The 24,670-nt window shown below is 72.7% G+C and carries 24 protein-coding genes and 1 tRNA gene; 14 read left to right on the top strand and 11 right to left on the bottom strand.

Going from position 1 to position 24,670, the window contains the following annotated elements:
* The first annotated feature begins 17 nt into the window (after positions 1-17).
* The 6 genes from RDV89_RS08080 to RDV89_RS08105 are packed head-to-tail and all read left to right on the top strand — an operon-like array spanning position 18 to position 6,092.
* Positions 18-968 (top strand): ABC transporter permease, encoded by a 951-nt coding sequence (locus tag RDV89_RS08080; protein ID WP_315732449.1) that lies wholly within the window; start codon positions 18-20, stop codon positions 966-968.
* 1 nt (position 969) lies between these two features.
* Positions 970-1,806 carry an ABC transporter permease gene (locus tag RDV89_RS08085; protein ID WP_315732450.1) on the top strand — a complete coding sequence of 279 codons (837 nt, stop codon included), beginning with the start codon at positions 970-972 and terminating at the stop codon, positions 1,804-1,806.
* On the top strand, positions 1,803-3,473 hold the full coding sequence (locus RDV89_RS08090; protein WP_315732451.1) for an ABC transporter ATP-binding protein: 1,671 nt from the start codon (positions 1,803-1,805) through the stop codon (positions 3,471-3,473). Before RDV89_RS08085 ends, RDV89_RS08090 begins: the two co-directional genes overlap by 4 nt.
* On the top strand, positions 3,473-4,516 hold the full coding sequence (locus tag RDV89_RS08095; protein WP_315732452.1) for a LysR family transcriptional regulator: 1,044 nt from the start codon (positions 3,473-3,475) through the stop codon (positions 4,514-4,516). The genes RDV89_RS08090 and RDV89_RS08095 overlap by 1 nt, the downstream gene beginning before the upstream one ends.
* A complete protein-coding gene (locus RDV89_RS08100) occupies positions 4,513-5,304 on the top strand; it encodes a carbon-nitrogen hydrolase family protein (RefSeq protein WP_315732453.1) in 792 nt (263 codons plus the stop codon). Before RDV89_RS08095 ends, RDV89_RS08100 begins: the two co-directional genes overlap by 4 nt.
* A 44-nt stretch (positions 5,305-5,348) precedes the next feature.
* On the top strand, positions 5,349-6,092 hold the full coding sequence (locus RDV89_RS08105; RefSeq protein WP_315732454.1) for an HpcH/HpaI aldolase family protein: 744 nt from the start codon (positions 5,349-5,351) through the stop codon (positions 6,090-6,092).
* An 85-nt stretch (positions 6,093-6,177) separates the two neighbouring features.
* Here the strand turns inward: RDV89_RS08105 and ald are convergent, their stop codons facing one another.
* On the bottom strand, positions 6,178-7,293 hold the full coding sequence (gene ald, locus RDV89_RS08110) for an alanine dehydrogenase (protein WP_315732455.1): 1,116 nt from the start codon (positions 7,291-7,293) through the stop codon (positions 6,178-6,180).
* 123 nt (positions 7,294-7,416) lie between these two features.
* On the opposite strand from ald, the gene RDV89_RS08115 reads away from it, so the two are divergent.
* Positions 7,417-7,926 (top strand): Lrp/AsnC family transcriptional regulator, encoded by a 510-nt coding sequence (locus tag RDV89_RS08115; RefSeq protein ID WP_315732456.1) that lies wholly within the window; start codon positions 7,417-7,419, stop codon positions 7,924-7,926.
* Between the two features lie 25 nt (positions 7,927-7,951).
* Here RDV89_RS08115 and RDV89_RS08120 read toward each other — a convergent pair whose 3' ends face one another.
* Positions 7,952-8,731: a response regulator transcription factor gene (locus tag RDV89_RS08120; RefSeq protein ID WP_315732457.1), complete on the bottom strand. Its 780-nt coding sequence runs from the start codon at positions 8,729-8,731 to the stop codon at positions 7,952-7,954.
* 70 nt (positions 8,732-8,801) lie between these two features.
* Here RDV89_RS08120 and RDV89_RS08125 point away from each other — a divergent pair, with 70 nt between their 5' ends.
* Positions 8,802-9,623 carry an SURF1 family protein gene (locus RDV89_RS08125; protein WP_315732458.1) on the top strand — a complete coding sequence of 274 codons (822 nt, stop codon included), beginning with the start codon at positions 8,802-8,804 and terminating at the stop codon, positions 9,621-9,623.
* On the top strand, positions 9,620-10,033 hold the full coding sequence (locus RDV89_RS08130) for a DUF3817 domain-containing protein (protein WP_315732459.1): 414 nt from the start codon (positions 9,620-9,622) through the stop codon (positions 10,031-10,033). Before RDV89_RS08125 ends, RDV89_RS08130 begins: the two co-directional genes overlap by 4 nt.
* 183 nt (positions 10,034-10,216) lie before the next feature.
* Here the strand turns inward: RDV89_RS08130 and RDV89_RS08135 are convergent, their stop codons facing one another.
* Positions 10,217-10,813 (bottom strand): hypothetical protein, encoded by a 597-nt coding sequence (locus RDV89_RS08135; RefSeq protein ID WP_315732460.1) that lies wholly within the window; start codon positions 10,811-10,813, stop codon positions 10,217-10,219.
* 180 nt (positions 10,814-10,993) lie between these two features.
* Between RDV89_RS08135 and RDV89_RS08140 the strand changes: the two genes are divergently transcribed.
* Entirely contained in the window at positions 10,994-11,521 is a 528-nt protein-coding gene (locus tag RDV89_RS08140) for a peptidylprolyl isomerase (RefSeq protein ID WP_315732461.1), read from the top strand.
* Between the two features lie 98 nt (positions 11,522-11,619).
* A complete protein-coding gene (locus RDV89_RS08145; RefSeq protein ID WP_315732462.1) occupies positions 11,620-12,438 on the top strand; it encodes a rhomboid family intramembrane serine protease in 819 nt (272 codons plus the stop codon).
* A gap of 168 nt (positions 12,439-12,606) precedes the next feature.
* Here RDV89_RS08145 and RDV89_RS08150 read toward each other — a convergent pair whose 3' ends face one another.
* On the bottom strand, positions 12,607-13,323 hold the full coding sequence (locus RDV89_RS08150; protein WP_315732463.1) for a cell division protein CrgA: 717 nt from the start codon (positions 13,321-13,323) through the stop codon (positions 12,607-12,609).
* A 62-nt stretch (positions 13,324-13,385) separates the two neighbouring features.
* Between RDV89_RS08150 and RDV89_RS08155 the strand changes: the two genes are divergently transcribed.
* Complete coding sequence (locus tag RDV89_RS08155) at positions 13,386-14,198, top strand: DUF881 domain-containing protein (RefSeq protein ID WP_315732464.1); 813 nt, start codon at positions 13,386-13,388, stop codon at positions 14,196-14,198.
* A gap of 28 nt (positions 14,199-14,226) precedes the next feature.
* Here RDV89_RS08155 and pknB read toward each other — a convergent pair whose 3' ends face one another.
* The 7 genes from pknB to RDV89_RS08190 all read right to left on the bottom strand — a co-directional run bounded on the left by pknB (position 14,227) and on the right by RDV89_RS08190 (position 23,333).
* Positions 14,227-16,017, bottom strand: coding sequence for a Stk1 family PASTA domain-containing Ser/Thr kinase (gene pknB / locus RDV89_RS08160; RefSeq protein ID WP_315732465.1), 1,791 nt, complete (start codon positions 16,015-16,017; stop codon positions 14,227-14,229).
* A 73-nt stretch (positions 16,018-16,090) separates the two neighbouring features.
* On the bottom strand, positions 16,091-17,644 hold the full coding sequence (locus RDV89_RS08165; protein WP_315732466.1) for a serine/threonine-protein kinase: 1,554 nt from the start codon (positions 17,642-17,644) through the stop codon (positions 16,091-16,093).
* The gene (locus RDV89_RS08170; protein ID WP_315732467.1) at positions 17,644-19,113 is read right to left on the bottom strand and encodes a peptidoglycan D,D-transpeptidase FtsI family protein; all 1,470 of its coding nucleotides are present in this window, start codon (positions 19,111-19,113) and stop codon (positions 17,644-17,646) included. Before RDV89_RS08170 ends, RDV89_RS08165 begins: the two co-directional genes overlap by 1 nt.
* Positions 19,110-20,510, bottom strand: a complete 1,401-nt coding sequence (locus RDV89_RS08175; protein WP_315732468.1) for an FtsW/RodA/SpoVE family cell cycle protein — start codon at positions 20,508-20,510, stop codon at positions 19,110-19,112. The genes RDV89_RS08170 and RDV89_RS08175 overlap by 4 nt, the downstream gene beginning before the upstream one ends.
* The gene (locus tag RDV89_RS08180) at positions 20,507-22,135 is read right to left on the bottom strand and encodes a PP2C family protein-serine/threonine phosphatase (RefSeq protein WP_315732469.1); all 1,629 of its coding nucleotides are present in this window, start codon (positions 22,133-22,135) and stop codon (positions 20,507-20,509) included. Before RDV89_RS08180 ends, RDV89_RS08175 begins: the two co-directional genes overlap by 4 nt.
* An 8-nt stretch (positions 22,136-22,143) precedes the next feature.
* The gene (locus RDV89_RS08185) at positions 22,144-22,611 is read right to left on the bottom strand and encodes an FHA domain-containing protein FhaB/FipA (RefSeq protein ID WP_315732470.1); all 468 of its coding nucleotides are present in this window, start codon (positions 22,609-22,611) and stop codon (positions 22,144-22,146) included.
* Entirely contained in the window at positions 22,611-23,333 is a 723-nt protein-coding gene (locus tag RDV89_RS08190) for an FHA domain-containing protein (protein WP_315732471.1), read from the bottom strand. Before RDV89_RS08190 ends, RDV89_RS08185 begins: the two co-directional genes overlap by 1 nt.
* A gap of 244 nt (positions 23,334-23,577) precedes the next feature.
* On the opposite strand from RDV89_RS08190, the gene RDV89_RS08195 reads away from it, so the two are divergent.
* Both RDV89_RS08195 and RDV89_RS08200 read left to right on the top strand, forming a co-directional pair.
* Positions 23,578-23,661: transfer RNA gene (locus RDV89_RS08195), tRNA-Leu, on the top strand.
* A 197-nt stretch (positions 23,662-23,858) separates the two neighbouring features.
* The gene (locus RDV89_RS08200; RefSeq protein ID WP_315732472.1) at positions 23,859-24,659 is read left to right on the top strand and encodes a hypothetical protein; all 801 of its coding nucleotides are present in this window, start codon (positions 23,859-23,861) and stop codon (positions 24,657-24,659) included.
* Positions 24,660-24,670 lie beyond the last annotated feature (11 nt).

Consider the following 24,670-nt stretch of genomic DNA (forward strand, 5'->3'; position numbering starts at 1 on the left):
CCCGGGGAGGAACTGTCGTGTACTCCTACGTGCTGCGCAGGATCGGGGTGGGTGTCGGCCTCGTCCTGCTGGTCCTGACGCTGATCTTCCTGGCCCTGCACCTCGTGCCGGGCGACCCGGCGATGCTGCTGCTCTCGCAGGGTGACGGCGCCTCCGCGACGCCGGAGGCGGTGGCCCGGGTCAGGGCCCAGCTCGGGCTCGACGAGCCGCTGCTCACGCAGTACTGGCAGTTCCTCTCCGGCGCCCTCACCGGCGACCTGGGACAGTCGTTCCGCAACGGCCAGGAGGTCTCCACGGCCATCGGCGAGCGGCTGCCCCGCACGCTCGAGCTGGTCGGCCTGGCCACGCTGATCGCCGTCGTCGTGGGCGTCCCGTGGGGCGCGCTGGCGGCCCGCAAGGGCGGCTGGTTCGACTCCGTCACCTCCGTGCTCACCTCGATCGGCGTCGCGCTGCCGGTCTTCGTCTTCGGCTCGGTCCTGATCCTGGTCTTCTCGCTGCGGCTCGGGCTCCTGCCCGCCGGCGGCTACGCCGAGTGGGGCGTCGACCCCAACCGGCACACCCAGATCCTGGTGCTGCCGGCGGTCGCCCTGGCGGTCGGCTTCGCCTCCACGGTGGCCCGGATGACCCGGTCCGCGGTGCTGGAGATGCTGCACCAGGACTGGGTACGCACCGCGCGCTCGCTCGGGCTCTCCCGCCGTGCCGTCTTCCGCCGCTACGTGCTGCGCAACTCGCTCACGCCGGTCGTGACGACCGTCGGCATCGGCGTCGGCACCCTGCTCGGCTCGACCGTGCTCGTCGAGCGGGTCTTCAACTACCCCGGCCTCTCCAGCCTGCTGGTCGAGTCCGTCACCGCCCGCGACTACCCCGTCGTGCAGGGCGTGGTGATCACCATCGCCGTGCTCTTCGTGTCCATCAACATCCTCGTCGACGTGCTCTACGGCGTCCTCGACCCGAGAGTGAGGCGCTGACGTGCGACGTCGTCTGGCTCATGCCCTGACCCCGCTGCGGGTGGTCGCGCTCGCCTACGTCGGCCTCATGGTCGTCGTGCTGCTCGCCGCCCCGCTCGTCTCCCCGAGCGACCCCCTCGCCCAGGACGTCGCGAACCGGCTCGCCGGTCCCGGCGCCGCGCACCTGCTCGGCACCGACGAGCTGGGCCGCGACATCCTCAGCCGCGTCATCTACGGCGCGCGGGTCGAGCTGCTCATCGCGCTCGGCGCGACCGTCGTGGCGATGGTGCTCGGGACGGTCCTCGGTCTGCTCGGCGGCTACTTCGGCGGCATCGTCGAGGTGGTCACCATGCGGGTCGTCGTCGACGTGCTGCTCGCCTTCCCGCCGATCATCCTGGTGCTGCTGGCCGTGACCCTGCGTGGTCCGGGCACGGGCACGCTGATCGTCGCGATGGGCGTGCTGTTCGCCCCGACCTTCGCCCGCATCGCCTACGGCCAGGTGATCAGCGTGAAGCGCCTGGAGTTCGTCGAGGCGGCCACCGCCTTCGGCGCCCCGACACGCACGCGGCTGTTCGGCGTCATCCTGCCGAACATCTCCGCGCCGCTCATCGTGCAGGTCTCGCTGACGATCGCGACCGCGATCCTGCTCGAGTCCGGCCTGAGCTACCTCGGTCTCGGCGTCGTGCCGCCCACCCCGTCCTGGGGCTCGATGGTGGCCCAGGGCCAGCGCTACCTGTCCACCGACCCGCACGTCCTGCTCGTGCCCGGTGCCTTCGTGGTCCTGACCATCCTGGCCTTCGGCCTGGTCGGCGACGCGCTGCGCTCGGGGCTCGACCCGAAGTCGAGGAACGACCGATGACCCAGCCCCTGCTCGAGAAGGCCCCCGCGACCACCGCGCTGCTGGAGATCCGCGACGTCAGCGTCGAGTTCGGCGGCGGGCGGAGGTGGAAGGCGGTCACCCACGACGTCACCCTCTCCGTCGCCCCGGGCGAGACGGTCGCCCTCGTCGGCGAGTCCGGCTCCGGCAAGTCGGTCACGGCGATGGCGATCCTGGACCTGCTGCCGGCCAACGCGCGGCGTACCGGCTCGATCCTGCTCGACGGCGAGGAGCTCGTCGGCGCCGGCGAGAAGCGGCTGCGCCAGGTGCGCGGCAACGACGTGGCCGTGATCTTCCAGGAGCCGATGACGGCGCTGAACCCCGTCTACACGATCGGGCACCACCTGGTCGAGGCCATCCGCAGCCACCGCGACGTCAGCAAGGCGGACGCGGAGGTGCGCGCCGTCGAGCTGCTGCGCCAGGTGCACATGCCGGAGCCCGAGACCAAGGTGAAGCACTACCCGCACCAGCTCTCCGGCGGCCAGCGCCAGCGCGCGATGATCGCGATGGCGATGGCCTCCGAGCCCCGGCTGCTGATCGCCGACGAGCCGACCACCGCGCTCGACGTGACGGTGCAGGCCGAGATCCTCGACCTGGTGCGCGAGCTGCAGCAGCGCACCGGCATGAGCGTCCTGATCATCACCCACGACATGGGCGTCGTCGCCGACGTCGCCGACCGCGTCGTCGTGATGCGAGACGGACGCGTCGTCGAGAGCGCCCCGGCCCGCGAGCTGTTCGCGCGGCCGCGGCACGAGTACACCCAGGCGCTGCTGGCCGCCGTCCCGCGGCTCGGGTCGGGTGCGGCGAGCAAGGCCGTCGTCGACCGCGGGACGGAGCCGGTGCTGCGCCTCGAGGGCGTGGCGATCGAGTACCCCGGATCGTGGCGCAAGGCCGGCTTCCGCGCCGGCGACGACCTCGACATCAGCGTCGCCCCGGGCGAGATCGTCGGCCTCGTCGGCGAGTCGGGCTCCGGCAAGTCGACGATCGGCCGCCTCGCGATGGGCCTGCTGCCGGTCGCCGAGGGCCGGATGACGGTGGACGGTCGCGACGTCACGGGCGGTACGCGCGCCGACCTCGCCCACGTGCGGGGTGCGGTCTCGATGGTCTTCCAGGACCCGGCGTCCTCCCTCGACCCGCGGCGCACCATCGGCCAGTCGATCACCGACCCGCTGCGCTGGACCGGCGTCCTGCGCAGCACGAAGGCCTGCCGGTCACGGGCCCAGGAGCTCCTCGACGACGTGCGGCTGCCGAAGGACTGGGTGGACCGCTACCCCCACGAGCTCTCCGGCGGCCAGCGCCAGCGGGTCGGCATCGCCCGCGCCATGGCGACCCGGCCGCGCCTGCTCGTCGCGGACGAGCCCACCTCGGCGCTCGACGTCTCGGTGCAGGCCGCCGTGCTCGACCTGTTCTCCGAGCTGCAGCGCGAGCACGGGTTCTCCTGCCTCTTCATCACCCACGACCTCTCGGTCGTCGAGCAGCTCGCGACCTCGGTCGTCGTGCTGCAGAAGGGCCGGGTGGTCGAGCAGGGCAGCACGGCCCAGGTGCTCGCCGCCCCGCAGCAGGAGTACACGCGCCGGCTGATCGCAGCCGCGCCGGTGCCCGACCCCGACCTGCAGGCCCAGCGCCGCGCCGAGCGGCTGGCCGGCTGATGGAGACCCGACGGCTCGAGATGTACGTGTCGCTCGTGGACGCGCAGAGCTTCCGCACCGCCGCCGAGCAGCTGTTCATCAGCCAGCCCGCGCTGAGCCAGCAGATCATCCGGCTGGAGACCGACCTGGGCATCCAGCTGCTGGACCGCTCGACGCGTCCGTTCACCGTGACGGCCGCCGGTCGCGAGTTCTACCTGCGCTGCCGGGCGGTGCTCGAGCAGGTCCGCGACCTCGAGGGCCTGCTCAACGAGCTGCAGGCCGGGGAGCTGGGCCGGGTGCGCGTGGCGCTGACGCGTGCGCTCGTCTACGGCCACCTGCCCGCCGTGGTCAAGGAGTTCCGCGACGCCTCGCCGCGGGTAGACCTGCCGATCACCTACTCGACGACCGTGCAGATCCTCGAGGAGCTCGAGGGCGGGCGCCAGGACGTCGCGGTGCTCTTCACCCGGCACACCGACAAGGGCTTCGAGTGCGCGGAGCTGTTCCGCGAGCCCTACCTGCTCGCGCTGCCCGACGACCACCCGCTGGCCGACCGGGACGAGGTCTCGATCGCCGACCTGCGGCACGAGCAGATCATCTCGATCCCGCGCCACGCCGCGCCGGAGGTGCACGACGCCCTCGTCGTGGCCTGCATGAAGGCGGGCTTCTCGCCGCGTGGCCCGGTCGCGGCCGGCTCGTACCTCGACCACGTCGGCATGGTCTCCGCCGGCGCCGGCGTGTCGTTCCTGCCGCGCTCGCTGACGGGTACGCGGCTGCCCAACGTGGTCTACCGGCCCCTGGTCGAGCCGCGCCTCGACGCGACGGCGTACGTCATCTGGCACCCCGACCGCCTCACCCCCGAGGTGGCGCGCTTCCTCGAGGTCCTGGCCGCGGCGTACCGGCGTCCGGCCGACGAGACGCGGCCCTGGATGCCGGCCTACCAGGACGCCCTGGCCGCCGACGGCCTGCACAGCCACCGCGACGGCGCCGAGCCCTGGCTCGCCGCGCCGACGGACGCCCCCGTCCCCTTCCGCACCCGAGCCTCCCGAGAGGAGAACAGCGCATGAAGATCGCCCTCTGCCAGATGCTGACCACCGAGGACAAGGCGGCCAACCTCGCCGAGATGCGCCGCCTCGCCGAGGACGCGGTCGGCCGCGGAGCGGACCTCCTGGTCTTCCCCGAGTTCGCCATGTTCGAGCTCCCGCAGCTGACCCGCGCCTTCGTGGACGCCGCCGAGCCCCTCGACGGGCCGTTCGCGGGCCAGGTCGGCCAGCTCGCCAAGGAGCTGTCGGCGACCATCGTCTACGGCCTCGTCGAGACCTCGCCGGACCCGGACCGGGCGTACAACACGCTCCTGGTCGTCGGCCCCGACGGCGAGCGGGTCGCGGCGTACCGCAAGCAGCACCTCTACGACGCGTTCGGCTACCAGGAGTCCGCCTTCATCTGCCCCGGTGACCTGGACGCCCCGCAGACCTTCACCGTCGACGGCGTCGAGGTCGGCATGCTGACCTGCTACGACCTGCGCTTCCCCGAGCCGGCCCGCCGAGTCGTCGACGCGGGCGCCGAGGTGCTGCTCTACCCCGCCTCGTGGGTGCCCGGCCCCCGCAAGGAGTTCCACTGGAAGACGCTGCTGCTGGCCCGCGCCATCGAGAACACCGTCTTCGTCGCCGGCGTCTCCCAGGCGCCGCCGATGGGCGTCGGCTCGGCCCTGGCCGTCGACCCGATGGGCTCGACGATCGCCGAGCTGGCCGAGGCCGTCGACGTCGCCGTGTTCGACGTCGACACCTCGCGCATCGGCGTGGTGCGGGCCAGCAACCCCAGCCTCGCCAACCGCCGCTACACCGTCGGCGCCTGAGCGCCGCCCCCACTCTCCCCACCCCGAAAGGACACCGACCCACCATGACCACGACCCCGCAGCTGGGCGCCTGGCTCTCCGACTCCACCACCGCCGTCGCCGAGATCGTCGCCAAGATCGGCTACGACTTCGTCATCCTCGACATCGAGCACGGTCCGTTCGACCTCGAGACGCTGGAGCGGTTCATCCCCTTCGTGAAGGGGCTGGGGCTGAAGGTCCTCGCCAAGGTGCTGGTGCCCGAGCGCGGCCCCATCCAGCAGGCCCTCGACTTCGGCGCCGACGGCGTGATCATCCCGCACATCGAGAACCTCGAGCACGCGAAGCTGATCACCGGCTACGCCAAGTTCCCGCCCCTGGGCGACCGCAGCGCCGCCGGCGGCCGGACGGTCAACTACGGCGGGTTCTCGGAGGAGTGGTACCGCGACGCCGACGCCACGACGCTCGTCTTCCCGATGATCGAGGACGCGGGCGCGTTCGACGACGCCGAGGCGATCCTGGCGCTCGACACCGTCGACGGCGTCTTCGTCGGCCCCACCGACCTCTCGCTGCGTCGCGGCCGCGGCCACTACACGCGCAGCGAGGAGGACTTCGCCGACATCGCGCACATCGCGAAGCTCGCCGAGGCCGTCGACAAGCCGTGGGTGCTCCCGGCCTGGTCGGAGGAGGAGAAGCGCCTCGCGGTCGAGCACGGCGCGGCCTTCATCGCGCTGCAGATGGTGCACGGGGCGATCGTCGAGGGCTTCACGGGGCCCAAGGAGCTGATGGACTCCATCGTCGCCGGCTCCTGACTCCCGGCTCCTGACCCGGTCCCCGTCTCCCCGGCGCCCCTCGTGCCGGGGAGACGGTCCGGTCCAGGGCTCGGCCGGGCCGGGCTCAGCCCAGCACGGACGCCGGCTCGACGGCCTCGATCCCGACGGCCGCGCCGACGCCCGCGTTGGTCAGCGTCCCCGCGTGGGTGTTGAGGCCCTTCGCCAGCGTCGGGTCGGCGCGCAGCGCCTCGCGCCAGCCGTGCTCCGCGAGCGCGGTGACGTAGGGCAGCGTCGCGTTGGTCAGGGCGTACGTCGACGTCGTCGGCACGGCGCCCGGCATGTTCGCGACGCAGTAGAAGGTCGAGCCGTGCACCTGGTAGGTCGGGTCGGCGTGCGTGGTCGGGCGGGTGTCCTCGAAGCAGCCGCCCTGGTCGACGGCGATGTCGACGAGCACCGAACCCGGCTTCATCCGCGCGACCAGGTCGTTCGAGACCAGCTTGGGCGCGGCGGCGCCCGGGATCAGCACCGCGCCGATCACCAGGTCGGCCTCCAGCAGCTGCTGCTCCAGCACCAGCCGTGAGCTGGCCAGCCCGCGCACCCGGTTGTCGTAGCGCCAGAACGACATCCGCAGCTTGTCGAGGTCGGTGTCGAGCAGCGTGACGTCCGCGCCCATCCCGAGCGCGATGTTGGCGGCGTTCTGCCCCGAGACGCCCGCGCCGATGATGACGACCTTGGCGCTGGCCACGCCGCCGATCCCGCCCAGCAGCACGCCGCGGCCGCCCTGCGCCTTGAGCAGGGCGTGGGCGCCCACCTGCGGCGCGAGGCACCCCGCCACCTCCGACATCGGGTAGAGCAGCGGGAGCGCGCCCGAGGGCAGCTGCACGGTCTCGTACGCGACGGCCGTGGTGCCCGCGGCCAGCAGCGCCTCGGTGAGCGGCTTGTCGGCGGCCAGGTGCAGGTACGTGAACAGCGTCAGGTCGTCGCGCAGCCGGTGGTACTCCTCGGCCACGGGCTCCTTGACCTTCAGCACCAGCTCGGCCCCGGCCCACGTCGCGTCGGCGTCGTCGACGATGCGGGCGCCTGCCGCCGCGTACTCCTCGTCCTCGATGGCCGAGCCCGCCCCGGCGCCGGTCTCGACCAGCACCTCGTGCCCGTGGGAGGTCAGCTCGTGCACGCCGATCGGCGTCAGGGCGACGCGGTACTCGTGGTTCTTGACTTCCTTCGGCACGCCGACGCGCATGAGGTCTCCTCGGTGGTCACGGTCGCGGGTTGGGGCGACGAGTGTGCGCATTCGTGCGGCCCGGAGGGAAGGGCGTCGAAGAAAAGTTCGCGCCGGCGGTCGGATCCGTGACAGATTTCGACGATGGACGAGGAGAGGCCGGTCGCGGCGAACATGATTCGCCCGGCCGGCGAGGTCGCGCTCGACGACGTCGACCGTGCGATCGTCCGGATCCTCGCCGCGGACGCGCGTACGCCCAACAGCACCATCGCCCGACGGGTGGGCGTCGCGCCGTCCACCTGCCTCCTGCGCGTGCGGCGGCTCCAGGAGACGGGCGTCGTGCGCGGCTTCCACGCCGACCTCGGACCCGAGGCGCTCGGGCGACCGCTGCAGGCCCTCGTGTCCGTGCGGCTGCAGTCGCACGCCCGGGCGGCGCTCGGCTCGTTCGCCGAGCGGCTCGCGACGCTGCCCGGCGTGCTCAACGTCTTCTTCCTCGCGGGCGCCAACGACTTCCTCGTGCACGTCGCGTCGACGTCGCCGGAGGACCTGCGCGAGTTCGTGGTGCGCAACCTGAACGCCGCGCGCGAGGTCGCCTCGACCGAGACCAGCCTCGTGTTCGAGCACGTGCCGGGCCGCGGCCTGCAGCCGGACTGACCGGTCCGGCAGGGAAGCGGAGCGGTCAGCCGCCCATCCGGTAGCCGACGCCGCGGACCGTGTGGATCAGCCCCTTGTCGCCGGAGGCCTGCGTGAGCTTGCGGCGCAGGTTGCCGATGTGGACCTCGACGAGGTGCGCGTCGCCGACCCAGTCGTTGCCCCACACCGTGCGCAGCAGCGCCTCGCGGGTCCAGACCCGGGCGGGCGTGCGCATGAGGTGGGTGAGCAGGTCGAACTCGGTGCGGGTCAGCTCGACCTCGTCGTCGCTGACGAACGCGCGGCGCCCGTCGACGTCGACGCCCACGGGCCCGTGCACGAGCACCTCGTGGCCCTCGGGCACGGCGGAGCCGCCGAGCACGACGGACGACGACTCGCTGCCGGCGGTCGTCACCGTCGCGACCTCCCCGGCGCCGCGCGGACGCCGGAACATCGCGGTGACGCGGGCCTGGAGCTCGCGGGGGCTGAAGGGCTTCACGAGGAAGTCGTCGGCACCGGTCTGCAGCGCCATCAGGCGGTCTACCTCGTCCTGGCGCGCGGAGACGACGACGAGGTAGGCGTCGGAGAACTCACGCACCCGCCGGCACACCTCGAGGCCGTCGATCCCGGGCAGGCCCAGGTCAAGGGTGATGAGGTCGGGCTCCCACTCACGGGCCAGCTGCAACCCGTCGCGGCCGGTGGCCGCGGTGCGGATGACGAACCCCTGGGCTGACAACGTGAGGTCGATGAGAGACCGGATGTCGGCATCGTCCTCGACGACGAGGGCGCGACGATCCGGAGTCCCGTCTCCGGCGACACCTGGCTCCACGGAGGGGATTCTGTCAGACGCGGGCCCGCCTGGCCGGTAGCACGCTCCTACTTGTCCGTACGCTTGTCGCGTGGCCGCCCGCGATCTGCACCCCGCGCTGCGTCCGCGGGTGCTCCCGATCCACCTGCTCGGGGTGGTCGCGGTCGCCGTCGCCGTCGGTCTGGGCAACTGGCAGCTGGACGCCTGGCAGGCCCACCGCGACCTCGCCGCCGCCGAGGTCGTCGAGCGCGACCCCGTGCCGCTGTCCGACCTCCTCGAGCCCGGCGGGTCGTTCCCGGCCGCCGACGCCGGCGCCCCCGTCGAGGTCGCCGGCACCTGGGTGCCCGACCAGACCTTCTTCGTCGACGACCGGGTCGTCGACGGCGTCGACGGCTTCTGGGTCGTCACGCCGATCGCCCCGGACGGGGGCGACGGCACGCTGCTGCCCCTGGTGCGCGGCTGGACCCCGTCCCTCGACGCGGTGCCCGCCGACCCGACCGGCCGGGCCGAGGTCGTCGCCTGGCTGCAGCCGGGCGAGGGCACCGGCGCCGCCGATCCCGACGCCACCGACCGGGTGCTGCCGCAGGTGCGGCTCGCCGACGTCGTGCGTCTGCTCGACACGAGGATCTACGACGGGTACGCGGTCGTCGACGCCACCGGCGAGGCGGGCGCGGCGCCGGTCAACGGCGGCGCGGACGGCCTGGAGGCGGTCGACCCCGACCAGGTGCCGAGCCCGGGCTTCGGCACCGGTCTGCGCAACCTGCTCTACGCCATCGAGTGGTGGATCTTCGCCTCGTTCGCGGCCTTCGTCTGGTGGCGCTTCGTGCGCGACGAGGTGGAGCGGGCACGCGCCGCCGACGAGGTGGCCCGCTCGGAGTCCTCTCAGGAGGAATCGGTACCGTCGGCGCCGTGAGAGGCACCCTTCTGCGCTACCGCGTCATGGCCACGATCGTCGGCGTCCTGCTCATCGTGCTGATCCTGGTCGGCGTGCCGCTCGCCAACTTCGACGGCTCCTCCATGTGGGGCTTCATCCCGTCGACGCCGTCGCTCGTCGCGGAGGGCTCGACCGCACAGCAGGTGGGCGAGGGCATCACGCACTACCTGGGCGTCGCCCACGGCTGGCTCTACATGATCTTCCTGCTGACCGCGTTCCTGCTCGCCCGCAAGGCGCTGTGGGAGCCGGGCTTCACCATCGTGGTGCTGCTGTGCGGCACCATCCCGGTCCTGTCGTTCTGGGCCGAGCACCGCGCGACCGCCCGGGTCCGCAAGGAGTACGCCGCGGAGCTCGCGGCCCCGACCCCCGCGCGTACGCCCCCCGCCTGAGGGGTCCTCCCCGGGCTGTCGGAGTTCCCGGTCAACCGGGAACTTTCACTGTGTGCCCGTTTCGACGGGCACAGAGTGCAGGACTTCCCGGTTGACCGGGAAGTCCGGCGACGTCCGTCCCCGGACGCAGCGACGCCGGCCACCCCCGCGGGGTGGCCGGCGTCGTCGTGCGAGGGCCGGTGCTCAGGCCTTCTTGTCGTCCTCGATGTCGACGACCTCGGCCGGGTCGTCCGGGGTCGTGACGGGGTGCGGCTCCTCGGCGGAGTCCGCGATGGCCTCGCCCGGGGCGGCGCCCGCGGCCTCGTCGGCCTTGGCGGCCGTCGGCGGAGCCGGGGCGGGGGCCGGGGGCGGCGGCGGGGTGTAGGTCGACTGCCAGTTGTCGCCCTTGTCGGCCGTGAGCTTCTTGACGGCGAAGGCGGCGAGGCCGGCCAGCGCACCGAAGACCAGGACCTTGCGGAAGCGGCCCTTCTTCTTGGGGGGCTCGCTCTGGAGCGAGGCGACCTTGGCCTCGGCGGCGGACAGCCCGACGAGCGCCTTCGCGGCAGCCGCGTCACGGCCCTCGTTGAGCTTCTCCTTGGCCTCGGCGACGTAGGGGGCCGCCTTGTCGCGCGCGTCGGCGACGTAGGGCGCCGCCTTGTCGCGGGCGTCGGCGATCACCGGGCCGGACTTCTCCTTGGCCGTCGCGACGGCGGCCTCGATCTGGGGGCGGACGGTGTCGGCGAAGTCGCTGGCCTGCTCCTTCGCCTGGTCCAGGAGCGTCTTCTTCTTGCGGAAGCCCATCTCTGTCCTCTCTCGTGGCGTTGCCGACCATTCGACCACGCCGCGCCAAGCGGCGCGACGGCTGCGCGCCCTGCGGGACGCGGTACCCACCCCGAACCCGGCCCACACCTCTTCGCTCCGCGTGCGAGGATCGTCGGGGCGACACGCCAGTGCCGCCCACGGACCCACCGAAAGGCTGACATGGCTGACCTCCAGGCCACCCTGAAGACGAACCGCGGCGACATCGTGGTCACCCTCTTCCCGAACCACGCGCCGAAGACGGTCGACAACTTCGTCGGACTCGCCGAGGGCACCAAGGACTACACCGACGACGCCGGCCGCAGCGGCGTGAAGTACTTCGACGGCCTCGGCTTCCACCGGGTCATCGACAGCTTCATGATCCAGGGCGGGTGCCCCCTCGGCACCGGCACCGGCGGCCCCGGCTACACGTTCGACGACGAGATCCACCCCGAGCTCGTCTTCGACAAGCCGTACCTCCTCGCGATGGCCAACGCCGGCCAGCGCGGCGGCAAGGGCACCAACGGCTCGCAGTTCTTCATCACCGTCACGCCCACCGCGTGGCTGAACCGCAAGCACACCATCTTCGGCGAGGTCGTCGACGAGGCGTCGAAGAAGGTCGTCGACGCCATCGCCACGACGAAGACCGGCCCCGGCGACAAGCCCGTCGAGCCGGTGATCATCGAGTCCGTCGAGATCACCCGCCCGTGAGCCACCCCCCGGCCGGGGTGCCGGTCTGCTACCGGCACCCCGGGCGGGAGACGCACATCGCGTGCCAGCGGTGCGGACGACACATCTGCCCCGACTGCATGAACGAAGCCTCCGTCGGCTTCCAGTGCCCGGAGTGCCTCGCGGAGGGCCGCCGCACGGTGCGCGCCCCCCGCACGCCCTACGGCGGCGCCCGGGCCGGTCGGCCCGAGATCACGTCCTACGTCCTCATCGCGGTGAACCTGGCCGTGTACGCGGCCCTCGCGGCCGCCGGGGGCTCCGCCAGCGCCCTGGGCCGGGCGCTCCTGCTGACCCCCCGCGGCGCCTGCGAGCTCGGCGACGGCCGCGTCTACCTCAACGTCACCAGCGCGGACACGTGCGCCAGCCTCGGCAGCTGGACCGACGGCGTCGTCTCCGGCGCGCCGTGGCAGCTGTTGACCAGCGGGTTCGCGCACGTCGACCTGCTGCACATCGCCTTCAACATGCTGGCCCTCTACTTCCTCGGCCCCCAGGTCGAGCGCGTGATGGGTCGCTGGCGCTTCCTCGCCGTCTACGTCGTCTCGCTGCTGGCCGGCTCGGCCGCCGTGATGTGGCTGGCCGCGCCGTACTCCTCGACGCTCGGCGCCTCCGGCGCCATCTTCGGCCTCATCGGCGCCCTCATCGTCGTCGTGCTCAAGGTCGGCGGCGACCCGAAGCCGCTCGCGTTCTGGCTGGGCATCAACGTGCTCATCACCTTCACCGCGAGCTCGTCGATCTCCTGGCAGGGCCACCTCGGCGGTCTGCTCGGCGGCGTCGCGGCCGCGAGCGTGATCGTGCTGGCGCCGCGGGAGCGACGCGTACCGCTCCAGGTCGCCGGGCTGCTGCTCGTCAGCGCCGTCGTGCTCGGCCTGGTCGCGCTGCGCGCGCTCGAGCTGGCCTGAGCGCCTCGGACCGCTGGGACCGGTCTCCGCGCCGGCGTCTTACACCCGTGTAGTTCTCCACAGGGGTTATCCACAGTGTGGAGAACTCGGTCTCACGAGACCCCCGGGAACGGCGACGGCGCCGGCCCCCAGGGGGACCGGCGCCGTCGGCGACTCAGGAGCGGGCGTTCACTCCCACTTGGTGGCGTAGGAGAAGCCCACCGCCATGAACGCGATGCCCACGACGAGGTTCCACTGGCCGAGGGCGCCCAGCACCCAGATGTCGGTGATGTTGTCGGCGAACAGGTAGAACGTGCAGATCCACAGCAGGCCGATGCCGAAGCAGGCGAGCATGCCGACGACGACACCGTTGCCCCGGCCGAGCGGGGTGGAGCGGTGCGCGCCGATGATGAGGCCGACGAGGATCGCGCCGAAGCCGATCGCGTAGTTCCACAGGTCGAGCTCCCAGACCCAGCGTCGGGTCTTGGGCTCCTCGAGCGCGTCGTAGAGCGACCAGGTCTCCAGCGGGGTCGCGCCGAGGGCGCGCCAGGTCATCACGATGTACGCGACGCCGGCCACGATCAGCGCCACCATGATCACGAAGCGCGGCGTGATGAGGGAGGGGCGCTCGCCGTACGCCCGGTCGCCGGAGCCGAGGCGGCCCCGCAGCGCGGACCTCGTGCCGGCCGAGGCGGACTTGTCCTTGGCGCCGACCTTGCCCTTGCTGCTCGGCTTGTCCTTCGTCACCGTCTTCCCGGCCGCCTTCCTCGTGGTCGCGGCGGCGCTCGACTTCTTCGCGGCGGAGGACGAGGCCTTGCCGGACGAGGTCGCGGAGGACTCCTCGGTCGACTTCGCGGTCGACTCCTCGTCGGCGGTGTTCTCCGGCTCGGACGGGGTCTTGCTCACGACATCTCCTCGACGCAGGGAGGCGGTGGGCGTTCGCACCGCCGCGGGTTAGCGTAGTCGTCGTGTCACCAGGTTCCCACGCGAGTCCTTCCGAGCCGGGCCCCGACGCCCCGCGCCGGCGCCCCGGGTGGCTGCGGCGTGCCGGTGGATCGGGCGGATCGCCCTGGCGCTGGGGCACCCCGACCGTGCTCCTGCTCAGCGGCGGCCTGTTCGTCACCAGCGCGATCAGCAGCGCGGGCACGGACCTGCGCCCCGGTCGCTACCAGGACCTCTCGGCCATCGTCGCCGCCGAGGGCGCCCAGGCCGAGTCGCTGACCGACCGGGTCGCCCGGCTGGACGAGGAGGTCGCGGGCCTCTCCGAGAACCTCGGGGACGCCGACGTCGACGACCTCCAGGACCAGGTGGAGGAGCTGTCGGCGACCGCGGGCCTCACCGAGGTCTCCGGCGAGGGCCTCACGATCACCCTCAGCGACTCGCCCGCCGAGGTGCGCGAGGCCTCCGACCGCAACCAGAACCTCTTCGTCGTGCACCAGCAGGACATCCAGGTGATCGTGAACGCCCTGTGGGCCGGCGGCGCCGAGGCGGTCACCATCCAGGGCCAGCGCGTCGTGACCACGACCGGCATCAAGTGCCAGGGCAACGTGATCTTCCTGCAGGGACTGCCCTACCCGCAGCCCTACGAGATCTCCGCCATCGGCGACGCCGACGCGCTCCAGGACGCCATCGACGCGGACCGCCGGATCGGCACCTACCGCGAGCAGGCGGCCGACCCCGAGATCGCGATCGGCTGGGACCTCGACGAGGAGCCCGCGCTCACGGCCCCGGCGTACCGCGGTCTCCTCGACCTGCAGTACGCCGAGCCCATGGGCTCCTGACCGGCCGCACCCTCCGAGGGGCTCGGCGTCAGGGGAGCAGGCCCCCGCCGTCGCCGCCCCCGGGCTCGCCGCCCGGGTTCTCCGGGTCCTCCGGGTCGGTCGGCGGCGGCTCGGTGGTCTCCGGCGGCGTCGTCGGCTCCACGTAGTCGTTGTAGACGATCGTGATCGTGTTGCCCTGCTGCAGGGTGCGCTGACCGTCGCCCTGGGGCTGCTGCTCCAGCACGATGTCCGTCGGCTGCGAGGGGTCGGTGCGCGGCAGCGCGTACGGCTCGAAGCCGGCGTCGCGGATGGCCTGCTCCGCCTGCGCGCGGGACTGGCCGACGACGTTCGGCACCAGCTCGGGGCCGCGGGAGACCTGCAGGGTGATGGTGGTCTCCGGGGCGTACTCGCCGCCGACACCGCCCTCCGGGCGCATCCCGACCACGGTGCCCTGCGGCTCGTCGCTGTCGACCTGCTCGGCGTCGGCGACCACGAACCCGAGCTCCGTCAGGGTCGCGGACGCCTCGTCGAAGGGGTCGCCGACGACGTCGGGCAGCTCGATGGTGTCGGGTCCGGCCGAGACGGTGAGCGTGATCGTGGTGCCGGGCAGCAGGAAGCTGTCGGTGGGGTCGGTGCGGATCACGCGTCCGGCCTCGACGGTGTCGCTGGTCTCCGACTCCGCGTTCGGCGCGACGTCGAAGCCGGCGTCGGCGAGCTCGGTGCGGGCGTCCTGCTCGGCCATCCCGACGACGTCGGGCACCCGCACGTCGTCCGGCGGGCTCTCGAACAGGTCGACGCTGCGGGCCAGGACGACGAGCGCGACGATGAGGCCGATCAGGAGCACCGCGATCGCGACGATCCACGGTGCGCGCGACGACTTCTTCTCCGGCTCGACGACCTCCTCGGTGACCGCGCGGGTCGGCGGGGCCGTGGTGGTCACCGCGGTCGCGTCCTCCGGGGCCGCGACGACGGCGGGCGCCTCGACGGGACGCCCGGCGAGGTAGCGCTCGATGTCGGCGCGCATCTGCGCGGCGCTCTGGTAGCGGTCCTGCACGCGCTTGGCGAGGGACTGCATGACGATCTGGTCGATCTCGGGCGACAGCGACGGGTCGATGTCGGACGGCGGCGCCGCCTGCTCGCGCACGTGCTGGTACGCCACCGCCACGGGGCTGTCGCCCACGAACGGCGGGCGGCCGGTCAGGAGCTCGTAGAGCTGGCAGCCGGCCGAGTAGACGTCGGAGCGGGAGTCGACGGTCTCGCCGCGGGCCTGCTCGGGCGAGAGGTACTGCGCCGTGCCGACCACCGCGGCGGTCTGGGTCATCGTCGAGGAGGCCTCGGAGACGGCGCGGGCGATGCCGAAGTCCATCACCTTGACGTCGCCGCTGGGCGTCAGCATGACGTTGCCCGGCTTGATGTCGCGGTGGATGATCCCGGCGCGGTGGCTGTAGTCGAGCGCCGAGAGCACGCCGGAGGTGATCTCCAGCGCCCGCTCCGGCAGGATCTTGCGACCCTCCTTGAGCACGTCGCGCAGGGTGCGGCCCGCGACGTACTCCATCACGATGTAGGGCTGCGCGATCCCGTCGGGACCGATCTCCTCGCCGGTGTCGTAGACCGACACGATCGAGGGGTGGTTCAGCGACGCGGACGACTGCGCCTCGCGGCGGAAGCGGGCCTGGAACGTCGCGTCGCTGGCGAGGTCGGTGCGCAGCCGCTTGACGGCCACCACGCGTCCCAGCCGGGTGTCGGTGCCCTTGCGGACCTCGGCCATGCCGCCACGGCCGAGCAGCTCGCCCAGCTCGTAGCGTCCCCCGACGAGCGTCCTGCTCTCGGAGTCGGTCATCGCTCTCCCTCCGCGAGGTGAGCGCCCGCGCGGGGCGTCACCCTCGGGTCGGCGGTCATGGCGGTCGTCGGGCTCACGGCTGCGTCGTGGTCTCGGTGTCGGTCGGGAGCTCGGACGGCAGCCCGGTGGTGGGCTCCGACGACGGCGGCGCGTCCGTGGTCGGGTCCGGGGTCGGCTCGGGCTCGGGCTCCGGCTCGGGCTCCGGGCCCCAGTAGTCGACGGTGACGCTGTCGCCGGCGGTCAGACCCGAGGTCGGGCTGACGTCCTCGACGGTGCTCGGCACCTCGCCGCCGTCGTTCGTCAGCTCGTTCGGCCGCACGGACAGGCCGTAGTCGTCCTCGAGCGTGCGCGTCACGTCGTCGAGCGTCAGGCCGCGGAACTCGCCCGGGTCCAGGTCGAACGTCGTCGGCTCCGAGGTCTCGGAGGTCGGCGGCGGCTCGCTGGTCTCCGTCGTCGGCGGGGGCTCGGAGGTCGCGGACGTGGTCGGGTCGTCGTTCGCGTCGTCGGTGTCGTCGCCCGGACCGGTCGCCACGAACAGGTAGATCAGCAGACCGACGAGCAGCAGCGCCAGCGCACCGGCGACCCACGGCAGCACCGGGCGCTTCTTCGGCTCGTCCTCGGGGTCCACAGGGGCGACGGGCCCGGTGGGCTCGGGGTCGCGCTGCGGCACGGGCACCGGGGCGGGGACGGGCGCGCCGACCCCGGTCATCACCTGGGTGCTGTCGTCCGCTCCGGCGGCGCCCATGGCCCCGGTGGCCCCCGCCGCACCGGCGGCCGAGGGGTCGCGCAGGGCCCGGGCGAACGCGGCGCCGTCGGCGTACCGGTCCTCGGGCTTCTTCTGGAGCGCGCGCACGACCACGGCGGCCAGCGGTGCGGGGACCGTCGGGGGCAGGTCCGGCACCGGCTCGCGCAGGTGGGCGAGCGCGGTGGCCACCGCGGTCTCCGCCACGAACGGCCGGCGCCCGGCGAGGCACTCGTAGGCCACGACGCCGAGGGAGTAGATGTCGGCGGCCGGGCCGGCGGTCATGCCCTGGGCCTGCTCGGGGGAGATGTACTGCGGCGTCCCCATCACCATGCCGGTCTGGGTCAACGCGACGTTGTCGCCGGCGCGCGCGATGCCGAAGTCGGTGATCTTGAGCGTGCGGTCGCGCGTCACCAGCAGGTTGGCCGGCTTGATGTCGCGGTGCACGATCCCGGCGCGGTGGGCCGCCCCGATGCCGTCGGCCGCCTGGGCCATGAGGTCCGAGACGATCTGGGGGTCCATCGGCTCGCCCGCGCGCAGGAGCGCGGACAGCGGCTGGCCCTCGACGAGCTCCATCACCAGGTACGGCCGCGGGGTCGCGGAGCCGTCCGTCGACGTCGACTGGCCGAAGTCGAAGATGCCCGCCACGTTCGGGTGGTGCAGGGCCGCGGCGTTGCGCGCCTCGGTCTCGAAGCGGCTGCGGAACGTCGCGTCGTCGGCGTACTCCGCCTTGAGGATCTTCACGGCGACGGTGCGACCGAGCACGGTGTCGGTCGCGCTCCACACCTCGCCCATGCCGCCGGTCGCGATGCGCGCGGCGAGGCGGTAGCGCTGCGCGTCGTCGGCGAACCGCTCGGGGCCGTCGGGGCTGGTCGGATCCGTCATCAGTCTCCCACTCCCAGGGCTTCGGCCATCACGGCTCGGGCGATCGGCCCTCCCAGGCCACCGCCGGAGATCGTGACGTTCTCGGGCACGTTCTGCAGCATCACGGCGACGGCCACCTGCTCGCCGTCGCGCTCCGCGAAGGACACGAACCAGGCGTACGGGCGGCAGTCCTCGCAGTTCTCGGCGGTGCCGGTCTTGCCGCCCACGGTGACGCCCTCGATGCGCGCCTGCGACGCGGTGCCGTCGTTCACCGTGTTGACCAGCAGGTCCTGCAGCACCTCGGCGGTGCGGGGGCTGGTCGCCTCCCCGATCTCCTCCGGGTCGGTGCGCTCGACGACGTCGCCGTTGGGCGAGCGCACCTGGTCGATGAGGTAGGGCTGCATCAGCACGCCGTCGTTCGCGATCGCGCCGACCACCATGGCCATCTCCAGCGGCGTGGCCCGCACGTCGCGCTGCCCGATGCCGGAGACCGCGAGCGCGTCGTCGCCCTCGTTGTCGGGGTACGCCGACGCCACCGCGCCCGGGTAGTCCTCGATCGGCGTCTCGTTGAAGCCGAACGCCTCCGCCGTGCGGGTCATGTCCTCCTGGCCGACGTCCACCGCGAGCTGCAGGAACGTCGTGTTGCAGGAGTTCTCCATGGCCTGGGTCAGCGAGACCGTCGAGTCGCCGCAGGCGCGGCCGCCGTTGGCGATGGAGGTGCGGGTGCCCGGCAGCTGGTAGCTGTCGCCGCCCGGCACCTGCGAGTCCGCGGTGATGTCGGGGTTGTCCTCGAGGTACGCCGCGGCCGTGACCAGCTTGAAGGTCGAGCCGGGCGGCAGGGTCGTCTCGGTGGCCCGGTTCGTCAGCGGCCGCGCCTCCGCGGTGTCGAGGATCTCGTAGTTCTCCTGTACCTGCCCGACGTCGCGCAGCGCGAGGTCGTTGGGGTTGTAGGAGGGCAGCGACACCGACGCCAGCACCTCGCCGGTCGTCGGACGCAGCGCGACGACCGCGCCCTGCACGTCCCCGCCGCCCGCGAGCGCGGACAGCTGCTCGTACGCGACCTGCTGGACCCCCGGGTCGATCGTCAGGCGCACGTCGCTGCCGGCCGGGGTGCGGTTGTCGATGAGGTCCGAGAGCTGGTTGATGAACAGGCTCGGGTCGTCCCCGGACAGCAGCGAGTTCTGCGAGCGCTCCAGACGCGTCTGGTTGCCGTAGTAGAACCAGCCGGTCAGGTGCGCGTACTGCTGCGGGTAGGGGTACGTCCGCTGGTACTGGTAGCGGTCGTCGACGGGCTCGCTCACGGCGACCTCGAGGTCGCCGGCCAGGATCGAGCCGCGCTCGGCCGCGAACCGGGTCTCCAGCACGCGCCGGTTGTCGGCGCGGTCGTAGTAGCCCCCGGCCTGGAAGAACTGGACGTTCGTCGCCTGTGCCAGCAGGGCGACGAACAGGATCAGGCAGAACACGCTGACCGTGCGGATCGGCTTGTTCACGGCTTCACCACCTTCACGACCTGGGTGGCCTCGTCGTCGGCGCCCGTGCCGTCGTCGTAGGACGACGGCGTGCCCGGCAGCGGCCGGCGGGCCTGGTCGGAGATGCGGAGGAGCAGGGCCACGAGCACCCAGTTGGCCACGAGCGAGGAGCCTCCGTAGGACAGGAACGGCGTGGTCAGACCGGTCAGCGGGATCAGCGTGGTCACGCCGCCGATGACGACGAACACCTGCAGCGCGACGATGCTCGCCAGGCCGGTGGCGACGAGCTTGCCGAAGCCGTCACGGCAGATCAGCGCGGCCCGCAGGCCCCGCTCGACGATGATCCCGTAGCACAGGATCACGGCCATGACGCCGGTCAGGCCGAGCTCCTCGCCGATCGCGCCGAGGATGAAGTCGGACTCGGCGTAGGGGATCCGCCAGGGCTGGCCCTCGCCGAACCCACGACCGAGCACGCCGCCCCAGCCCATGCCGTACAACGACTCCACCAGCTGCCCGCTGCCGGGCGTGCGGTCGATGTAGTCGAACGGGCTGAGCCAGATCTCGAAGCGGTTCCGCACGTGGCTGAACGCCTGGTAGCCCATGAACGCGCCCGCAGCGAAGAGGGTGCCGCCCACCACGAGCCAGCCCGGTCGCTCGGTGGCGACGTAGAGCAGCACGAGGAAGACGCCGAAGAACATCAGCGACGACCCGAGGTCGCGCTGGAAGACCAGGATGCCGAGGCTGATCAGCCACATGCCCAGCACCGGACCGAGGTCGCGACCGCGGGGCAGGTCGACGAAGAGCAGGCGCCGGCCGGCCAGGGCCAGCGCGTCGCGGTGCAGCACCAGGTAGCCGGAGAACGCGATGACCAGCAGCAGCTTGGCGACCTCGCCGGGCTGGAAGCTGAAGCCGGCGACGTTGATCCAGATCCGCGCGCCGTTGACCGTGTTGCCGATGACCGGCAGCAGCGGCAGGAGCAGCAGGCCGATCGCGACGAGGCCGGAGGTGTAGGTGAAGCGCTGCAGCACGCGGTGGTCGCGCAGGAACGCCACCGTCAGCACGAAGAGGGTGACCCCGAGGGTCATCCAGATCAGCTGCTGGCGCGCGAAGTCGGTGTCGCGGGCCAGGTCGAGCCGGTGGATCACGGCGAGACCGAGCCCGTTCAGGGCGGCGACGACCGGCAGGAGGATGGGGTCGGCGTACTGCGCCGTCATCCGGATCGCGATGTGCGCGACGATCATGAGCGCCGCGAGCCAGCCGCTGTAGGCGATCATGTCGGCCGGCACCTCGCCCTCGATGCCGATCCCGACGGCCGCGTAGGCGCCCGCGCCGACCGCGAGGGCGAGGAGGAGCAGGAAGAGCTCCGCCCCCCGCCGGGAGCGGTGGACGAACAGGGCCTGCACGGGAGCCTGGGTCATGACCGCGCGGCTCCGTCGTCGGACTTGGTCGGCTCGGCGGACGGGGCGTCCGACGGGGACATCTCGCGGTCGCTGCTGCCGGTGGTCGGCCCCTCGGCCGGGTCCTCGGCGGCGAGGCTGTCGTCCAGGTCCTGGCGCGCGTCGGCGGCCGAGTCGTGGTACTCCAGCCCGTTCTCGATCCGGTCCGCGAGCGACTCGTCGACCTCGCGCACGTCGGCGAGGTCGAGGCCGCTGTCGGCGATCGGCGTGTACAGGTCCAGGCCGAGCAGCGAGTAGTCGAAGCCGCGGTAGACCAGGACGTTCTCGTCCGCGTCGGCCTTCACGAAGTAGCGCTGCTGGGTCCAGGCGTACACGGCACCGCCCGCCGCGGCCAGGATGCCGACGACCAGGAGCAGGGTGAAGATCCGCCGCAGCCACAGGAAGCGGCGCGGCGGCAGCGGGGCGTACCGCTGGGCCTCGGGGTCGACCGGGTCGTTGGGGACCGCGAACCCGACCGACGGCGGGATCTCGGCGGGCACCGGGTCCAGCTCGCCGGTGTCGCCGGAGCGGTGGCCGCGGAACAGGCCCGTCGCGCCCGCGCCGCCGCCCGCGCCGCGCGGCAGGTCGGAGGCGGCGCCGACCAGGAGCGGCTCGATGCTCGCGGTCGAGCTGCGGGTCACGTCGGCGACCACGCAGGTCACGTTGTCCGTGCTGCCGGCCTCGAGGCTGGCGCGGACGAGCTCGACCGCCGCGAAGTCGGGGGTGCCGTCGGACAGGATCGAGGCGAGCCGGTCGTCGTCGAGGACGCCGCACGCGCCGTCGCTGCACAGCAGCAGGCGGTCGCCGTCCGCCACGTCGACGGTGAACAGGTCGGGGTCGGTCTCGTGGACGCCGTCGAGCGCCTTGAGGATGAGGTTGCGGTGCGGGTGGGTCCGCGCCTCCTCCTCGGTGATCCGGCCCTCGTCGATGAGGCTCTGCACGAAGGTGTGGTCCTTCGTGAGCTGGGTGATCTCGCCGTCGCGGAAGAGGTACGCCCGGCTGTCGCCCACGTGGGCGATCCCGAGCCGGTCGCCGTCGAAGAGCGCGACCGTGGCGGTGGTGCTCGTGCCGTTGAGGCTCGGGTCCTCGTCGACGATCTCGCCGATCCGGGTGTGGGCGCGCAGCAGCCCGCCGGCCACGTGGCCCAGGAGGTCCTCGCCGGGCTGCGCGTCGAGCCGGCGCAGCTGGGAGATGGCGGTGCTGGACGCGACGTCGCCGCGGGCCGCGCCGCCGACGCCGTCGCAGACGGCGAGCAGGTGGGCACCCGCGTACCCCGAGTCCTGGTTGTCCTTCCGGACCCGGCCGACGTCGGAGACCGCCGAGAAGTCCAGGTGCAGGCGCCCGGTCACGGGCGGGACCTCGCCGGTCGTCTCGTTCGGGTCGAGCTCGGTGTAGCCGAGGTCGTCCGACGCCTCGTCCACCTCGATCCGCGGGCGCGGCCGGGTGTCGTCGTCGCTCTCCGGCGCCGGCGGCGTCGGCGGAGCGGTGATCGTCGGGACCTCGCGCGTGTCCTCGACGTCGGGCGTCGGGGCGGCCTGGGGGTCCTGGGGATCGCGGGGATCGCGGGGATCGCGGGGGGAGCCCGCGCCGGGGTCGTCGGTCGTCACGCCGCGGCCTACTTCCTGAGCTCGAGAATCGTCTTGCCGATCCGCACCTGGGTGCCCAGGGTCAACGTCGTCGGCTGCGAGACGCGGGCCGAGCCCACGTAGGTGCCGTTGGTGGAGCCGAGGTCCTCGACGAACCACTGCTCGCCCGAGGGCACGATGCGTGCGTGCCGCGTCGAGGCGTAGTCGTCGTCGAGGCGGATCGCTGCGTCGGTGCCGCGGCCGATCAGGATCGGACGGCCGTCGAGCTCCGCCCGGGCGCCCGCGTTGGTGCCCTGCACGACCAGCACGTGCGTCGGCGAGCCGCGGCGGCGGGCGGGCTGCTGCTTGGGCTGCTTCTTCGACGGCTTCGTCGCGGCCCCGGACGGCGCCCGGGCGCCGAACATGTCGGCGCGCACGACGGAGACCGCCGCGAGCACGAAGATCCAGAGGATGGCGAGGTAGCCGATCCGGATGAGGAAGAGGGTCAGCTCGCTCATCACACCCCCTCGGGCACGAGACGGACGGTCATCGTGGTGTTGCCGATGCGGACGGTGGAGCCGTCGTCGAGCGGGGACTGCGCCACCTTCTGGCCGTCGACGAGCATGCCGTTGGTGGAGCCGAGGTCGCGGACCGAGACCTGCAGCGGGTAGCCGTCCTCCGGGCGACCGTGCGCCACGCGGAACTCGATGTGGCGGCGGCTGACGCCCGGGTCGTTGATCCGCACGTCGGCGTCGGTGCCGCGACCGACGACGACGCCGGGGGTCGTCAGCGGGTGCCGGGTGCCGTTGATGTCGAGGTACGCCGTGGCCCGGCCGGCCTGGGTGTGCGTCGCGTTGCTCGTGACCTTCGCCTGGGCGCGGCTGCGCACGCGCAGGCGACCGGTCGGCAGGTCGTCGGCGAGCTCGAAGCTGATCCGCACCGGCCCCGGGAAGACGTACGACTGCTGGTCGGCGTGGTCGCGCAGCGCGTCGGACATCTCCTGCGCGAGCGTCGAGGTGTAGGGCCCGAGCCGCTCGAGGTCGGAGCGGGAGAGCTCGACGTTGAAGTCGTTGGGCACGAGGCGACGGTCGCGGCTGAGGATCTGCGCGTTGTTGTCGACCTCGCGCTGCAGGGCCGCGGAGATCTCGACCGGCTGGACGGCGCTGCGGAAGGCACGGGCGAACACGCCGGAGATCATGGACTCCAGCCGGTTCTCGAAACGTTGGAACCCGCCGCTCATCCGCACCTCCTCCTCGCTGGCCGCCCGGTCGGCGTCTCGGTCACGCTCGGTCGGTGGACGCGCGGGACGACGGCGCGGCACACCGGCCCGCGGCGCGGGCTCCTGCCCGATCGTAACCATGCGGGCCCGTCCCGCGCGGGCGCGGCACGACGCGGCGGCCGGGCCACCGGGCGTGCCGCGGGGCTCCGGCAGGGTCCCGGTTTGGGGAACGCGAGGGGTGCGGGGTACGTTTGCCCGGCTTCACGCGCGAGTGGCGGAATAGGCAGACGCGCACGGTTCAGGTCCGTGTGTCCGAAAGGACGTGGGGGTTCAACTCCCCCCTCGCGCACGTCGGAGCACGAGGCCCCGGGTCACCCCCGGGGCCTCGTCGCATTTGCGGACGTGGTCTCCCTGGATCACCCGGTTCACCGGGTAACGCTCGACCCAGACCCTGTTCGAACGGGGCCCAGGTCGAGCGTTCCGGCACATGGTCGCCGCCGATATCGTGTCGGCGTCCGCGTCGTCGCCTCGCTCGGGAGTTCATCGATGTCGTCTCTTCCGCCCCCGCCCGGTCCTGCCGCGAGGCCGGGGGGTACGCGTCGCTGGCTGGTCGTCGGCGCCGTCGCCGTGGTGCTGGTGCTGGTCGTCGGGGTCGTGGCGGCGCTGTCGTTCGGTCGCGGCGGCGACGACACGGCGGATCCGCGCCCGTCCGACCCGACCTCCGCAGGCAGCGAGGACGCGACGGACGAGTCGTCGGGGCCGACGGACGAGCCCGAGACCGAGGAGCCCCGCGACGAGCTGGTGCTGGCCGACCTGTACGGGGCGGAGAGCTACGGGCCGATCTGCGAGGGGACCGCGGTCATCACGGACGCCCAGCCCTACCCCGAGGACCCGCAGCAGCTGTCCGACCTGGTGCTCGAGGTCGCCTGGGGCGTCCCGCAGACCGACCCGCCCATCGACGCGACCTGGGTGCACGGCGCGCCGCCGACCGAGGTGACGCCGCCGACGGGGCTCGCCGGACTCAACGCCTTCGTCTGCGTGGTGCCGGTCGACGGCACCGTCGAGCTGCGGGAGTCGTGCGTCGACGGCACGCGGGTCGACGGCACCCGCGGCTCGTGGGACGTCTACTCCTCCGACTACGAGATCTTCACCGTCGACCCGACCACCGGGGAGGTCGTGCGCGAGGCCGAGCGATTCTCCAGCCTCGACCTCCCGAACTACGGGGAGGGCTGCGAGAACGGCCCGGCGGGGATCCTCGGCGAGCCCCCTGCCGTCGCCACCGACGTCACGCTCCCCGACACCTCGGCCGTGCTCGGGCCCTACGTCGAGGAGCTCGTGGCGTCCTGAGGAACGCAGCA

It is taken from the genome of Nocardioides imazamoxiresistens (genome assembly GCF_032378595.1).
GTDB lineage: Bacteria > Actinomycetota > Actinomycetes > Propionibacteriales > Nocardioidaceae > Nocardioides > Nocardioides imazamoxiresistens.

Excerpts from the sequence above, each read along its gene's own strand:
- RDV89_RS08090 (WP_315732451.1), top strand. The coding sequence starts at position 1,803 with ATGACCCAGCCCCTGCTCGAGAAGGCCCCCGCGACCACCGCGCTGCTG.
- RDV89_RS08095 (WP_315732452.1), top strand. The coding sequence starts at position 3,473 with ATGGAGACCCGACGGCTCGAGATGTACGTGTCGCTCGTGGACGCGCAG.
- RDV89_RS08100 (WP_315732453.1), top strand. The coding sequence starts at position 4,513 with ATGAAGATCGCCCTCTGCCAGATGCTGACCACCGAGGACAAGGCGGCC.
- RDV89_RS08105 (WP_315732454.1), top strand. The coding sequence starts at position 5,349 with ATGACCACGACCCCGCAGCTGGGCGCCTGGCTCTCCGACTCCACCACC.
- ald (WP_315732455.1), bottom strand. The coding sequence starts at position 7,293 with ATGCGCGTCGGCGTGCCGAAGGAAGTCAAGAACCACGAGTACCGCGTC.
- RDV89_RS08115 (WP_315732456.1), top strand. The coding sequence starts at position 7,417 with ATGGACGAGGAGAGGCCGGTCGCGGCGAACATGATTCGCCCGGCCGGC.
- RDV89_RS08135 (WP_315732460.1), bottom strand. The coding sequence starts at position 10,813 with ATGGGCTTCCGCAAGAAGAAGACGCTCCTGGACCAGGCGAAGGAGCAG.
- RDV89_RS08140 (WP_315732461.1), top strand. The coding sequence starts at position 10,994 with ATGGCTGACCTCCAGGCCACCCTGAAGACGAACCGCGGCGACATCGTG.
- RDV89_RS08145 (WP_315732462.1), top strand. The coding sequence starts at position 11,620 with ATGAACGAAGCCTCCGTCGGCTTCCAGTGCCCGGAGTGCCTCGCGGAG.
- pknB (WP_315732465.1), bottom strand. The coding sequence starts at position 16,017 with ATGACCGACTCCGAGAGCAGGACGCTCGTCGGGGGACGCTACGAGCTG.
- RDV89_RS08165 (WP_315732466.1), bottom strand. The coding sequence starts at position 17,644 with ATGACGGATCCGACCAGCCCCGACGGCCCCGAGCGGTTCGCCGACGAC.
- RDV89_RS08175 (WP_315732468.1), bottom strand. The coding sequence starts at position 20,510 with ATGACCCAGGCTCCCGTGCAGGCCCTGTTCGTCCACCGCTCCCGGCGG.
- RDV89_RS08185 (WP_315732470.1), bottom strand. The coding sequence starts at position 22,611 with ATGAGCGAGCTGACCCTCTTCCTCATCCGGATCGGCTACCTCGCCATC.
- RDV89_RS08190 (WP_315732471.1), bottom strand. The coding sequence starts at position 23,333 with ATGAGCGGCGGGTTCCAACGTTTCGAGAACCGGCTGGAGTCCATGATC.
- RDV89_RS08200 (WP_315732472.1), top strand. The coding sequence starts at position 23,859 with ATGTCGTCTCTTCCGCCCCCGCCCGGTCCTGCCGCGAGGCCGGGGGGT.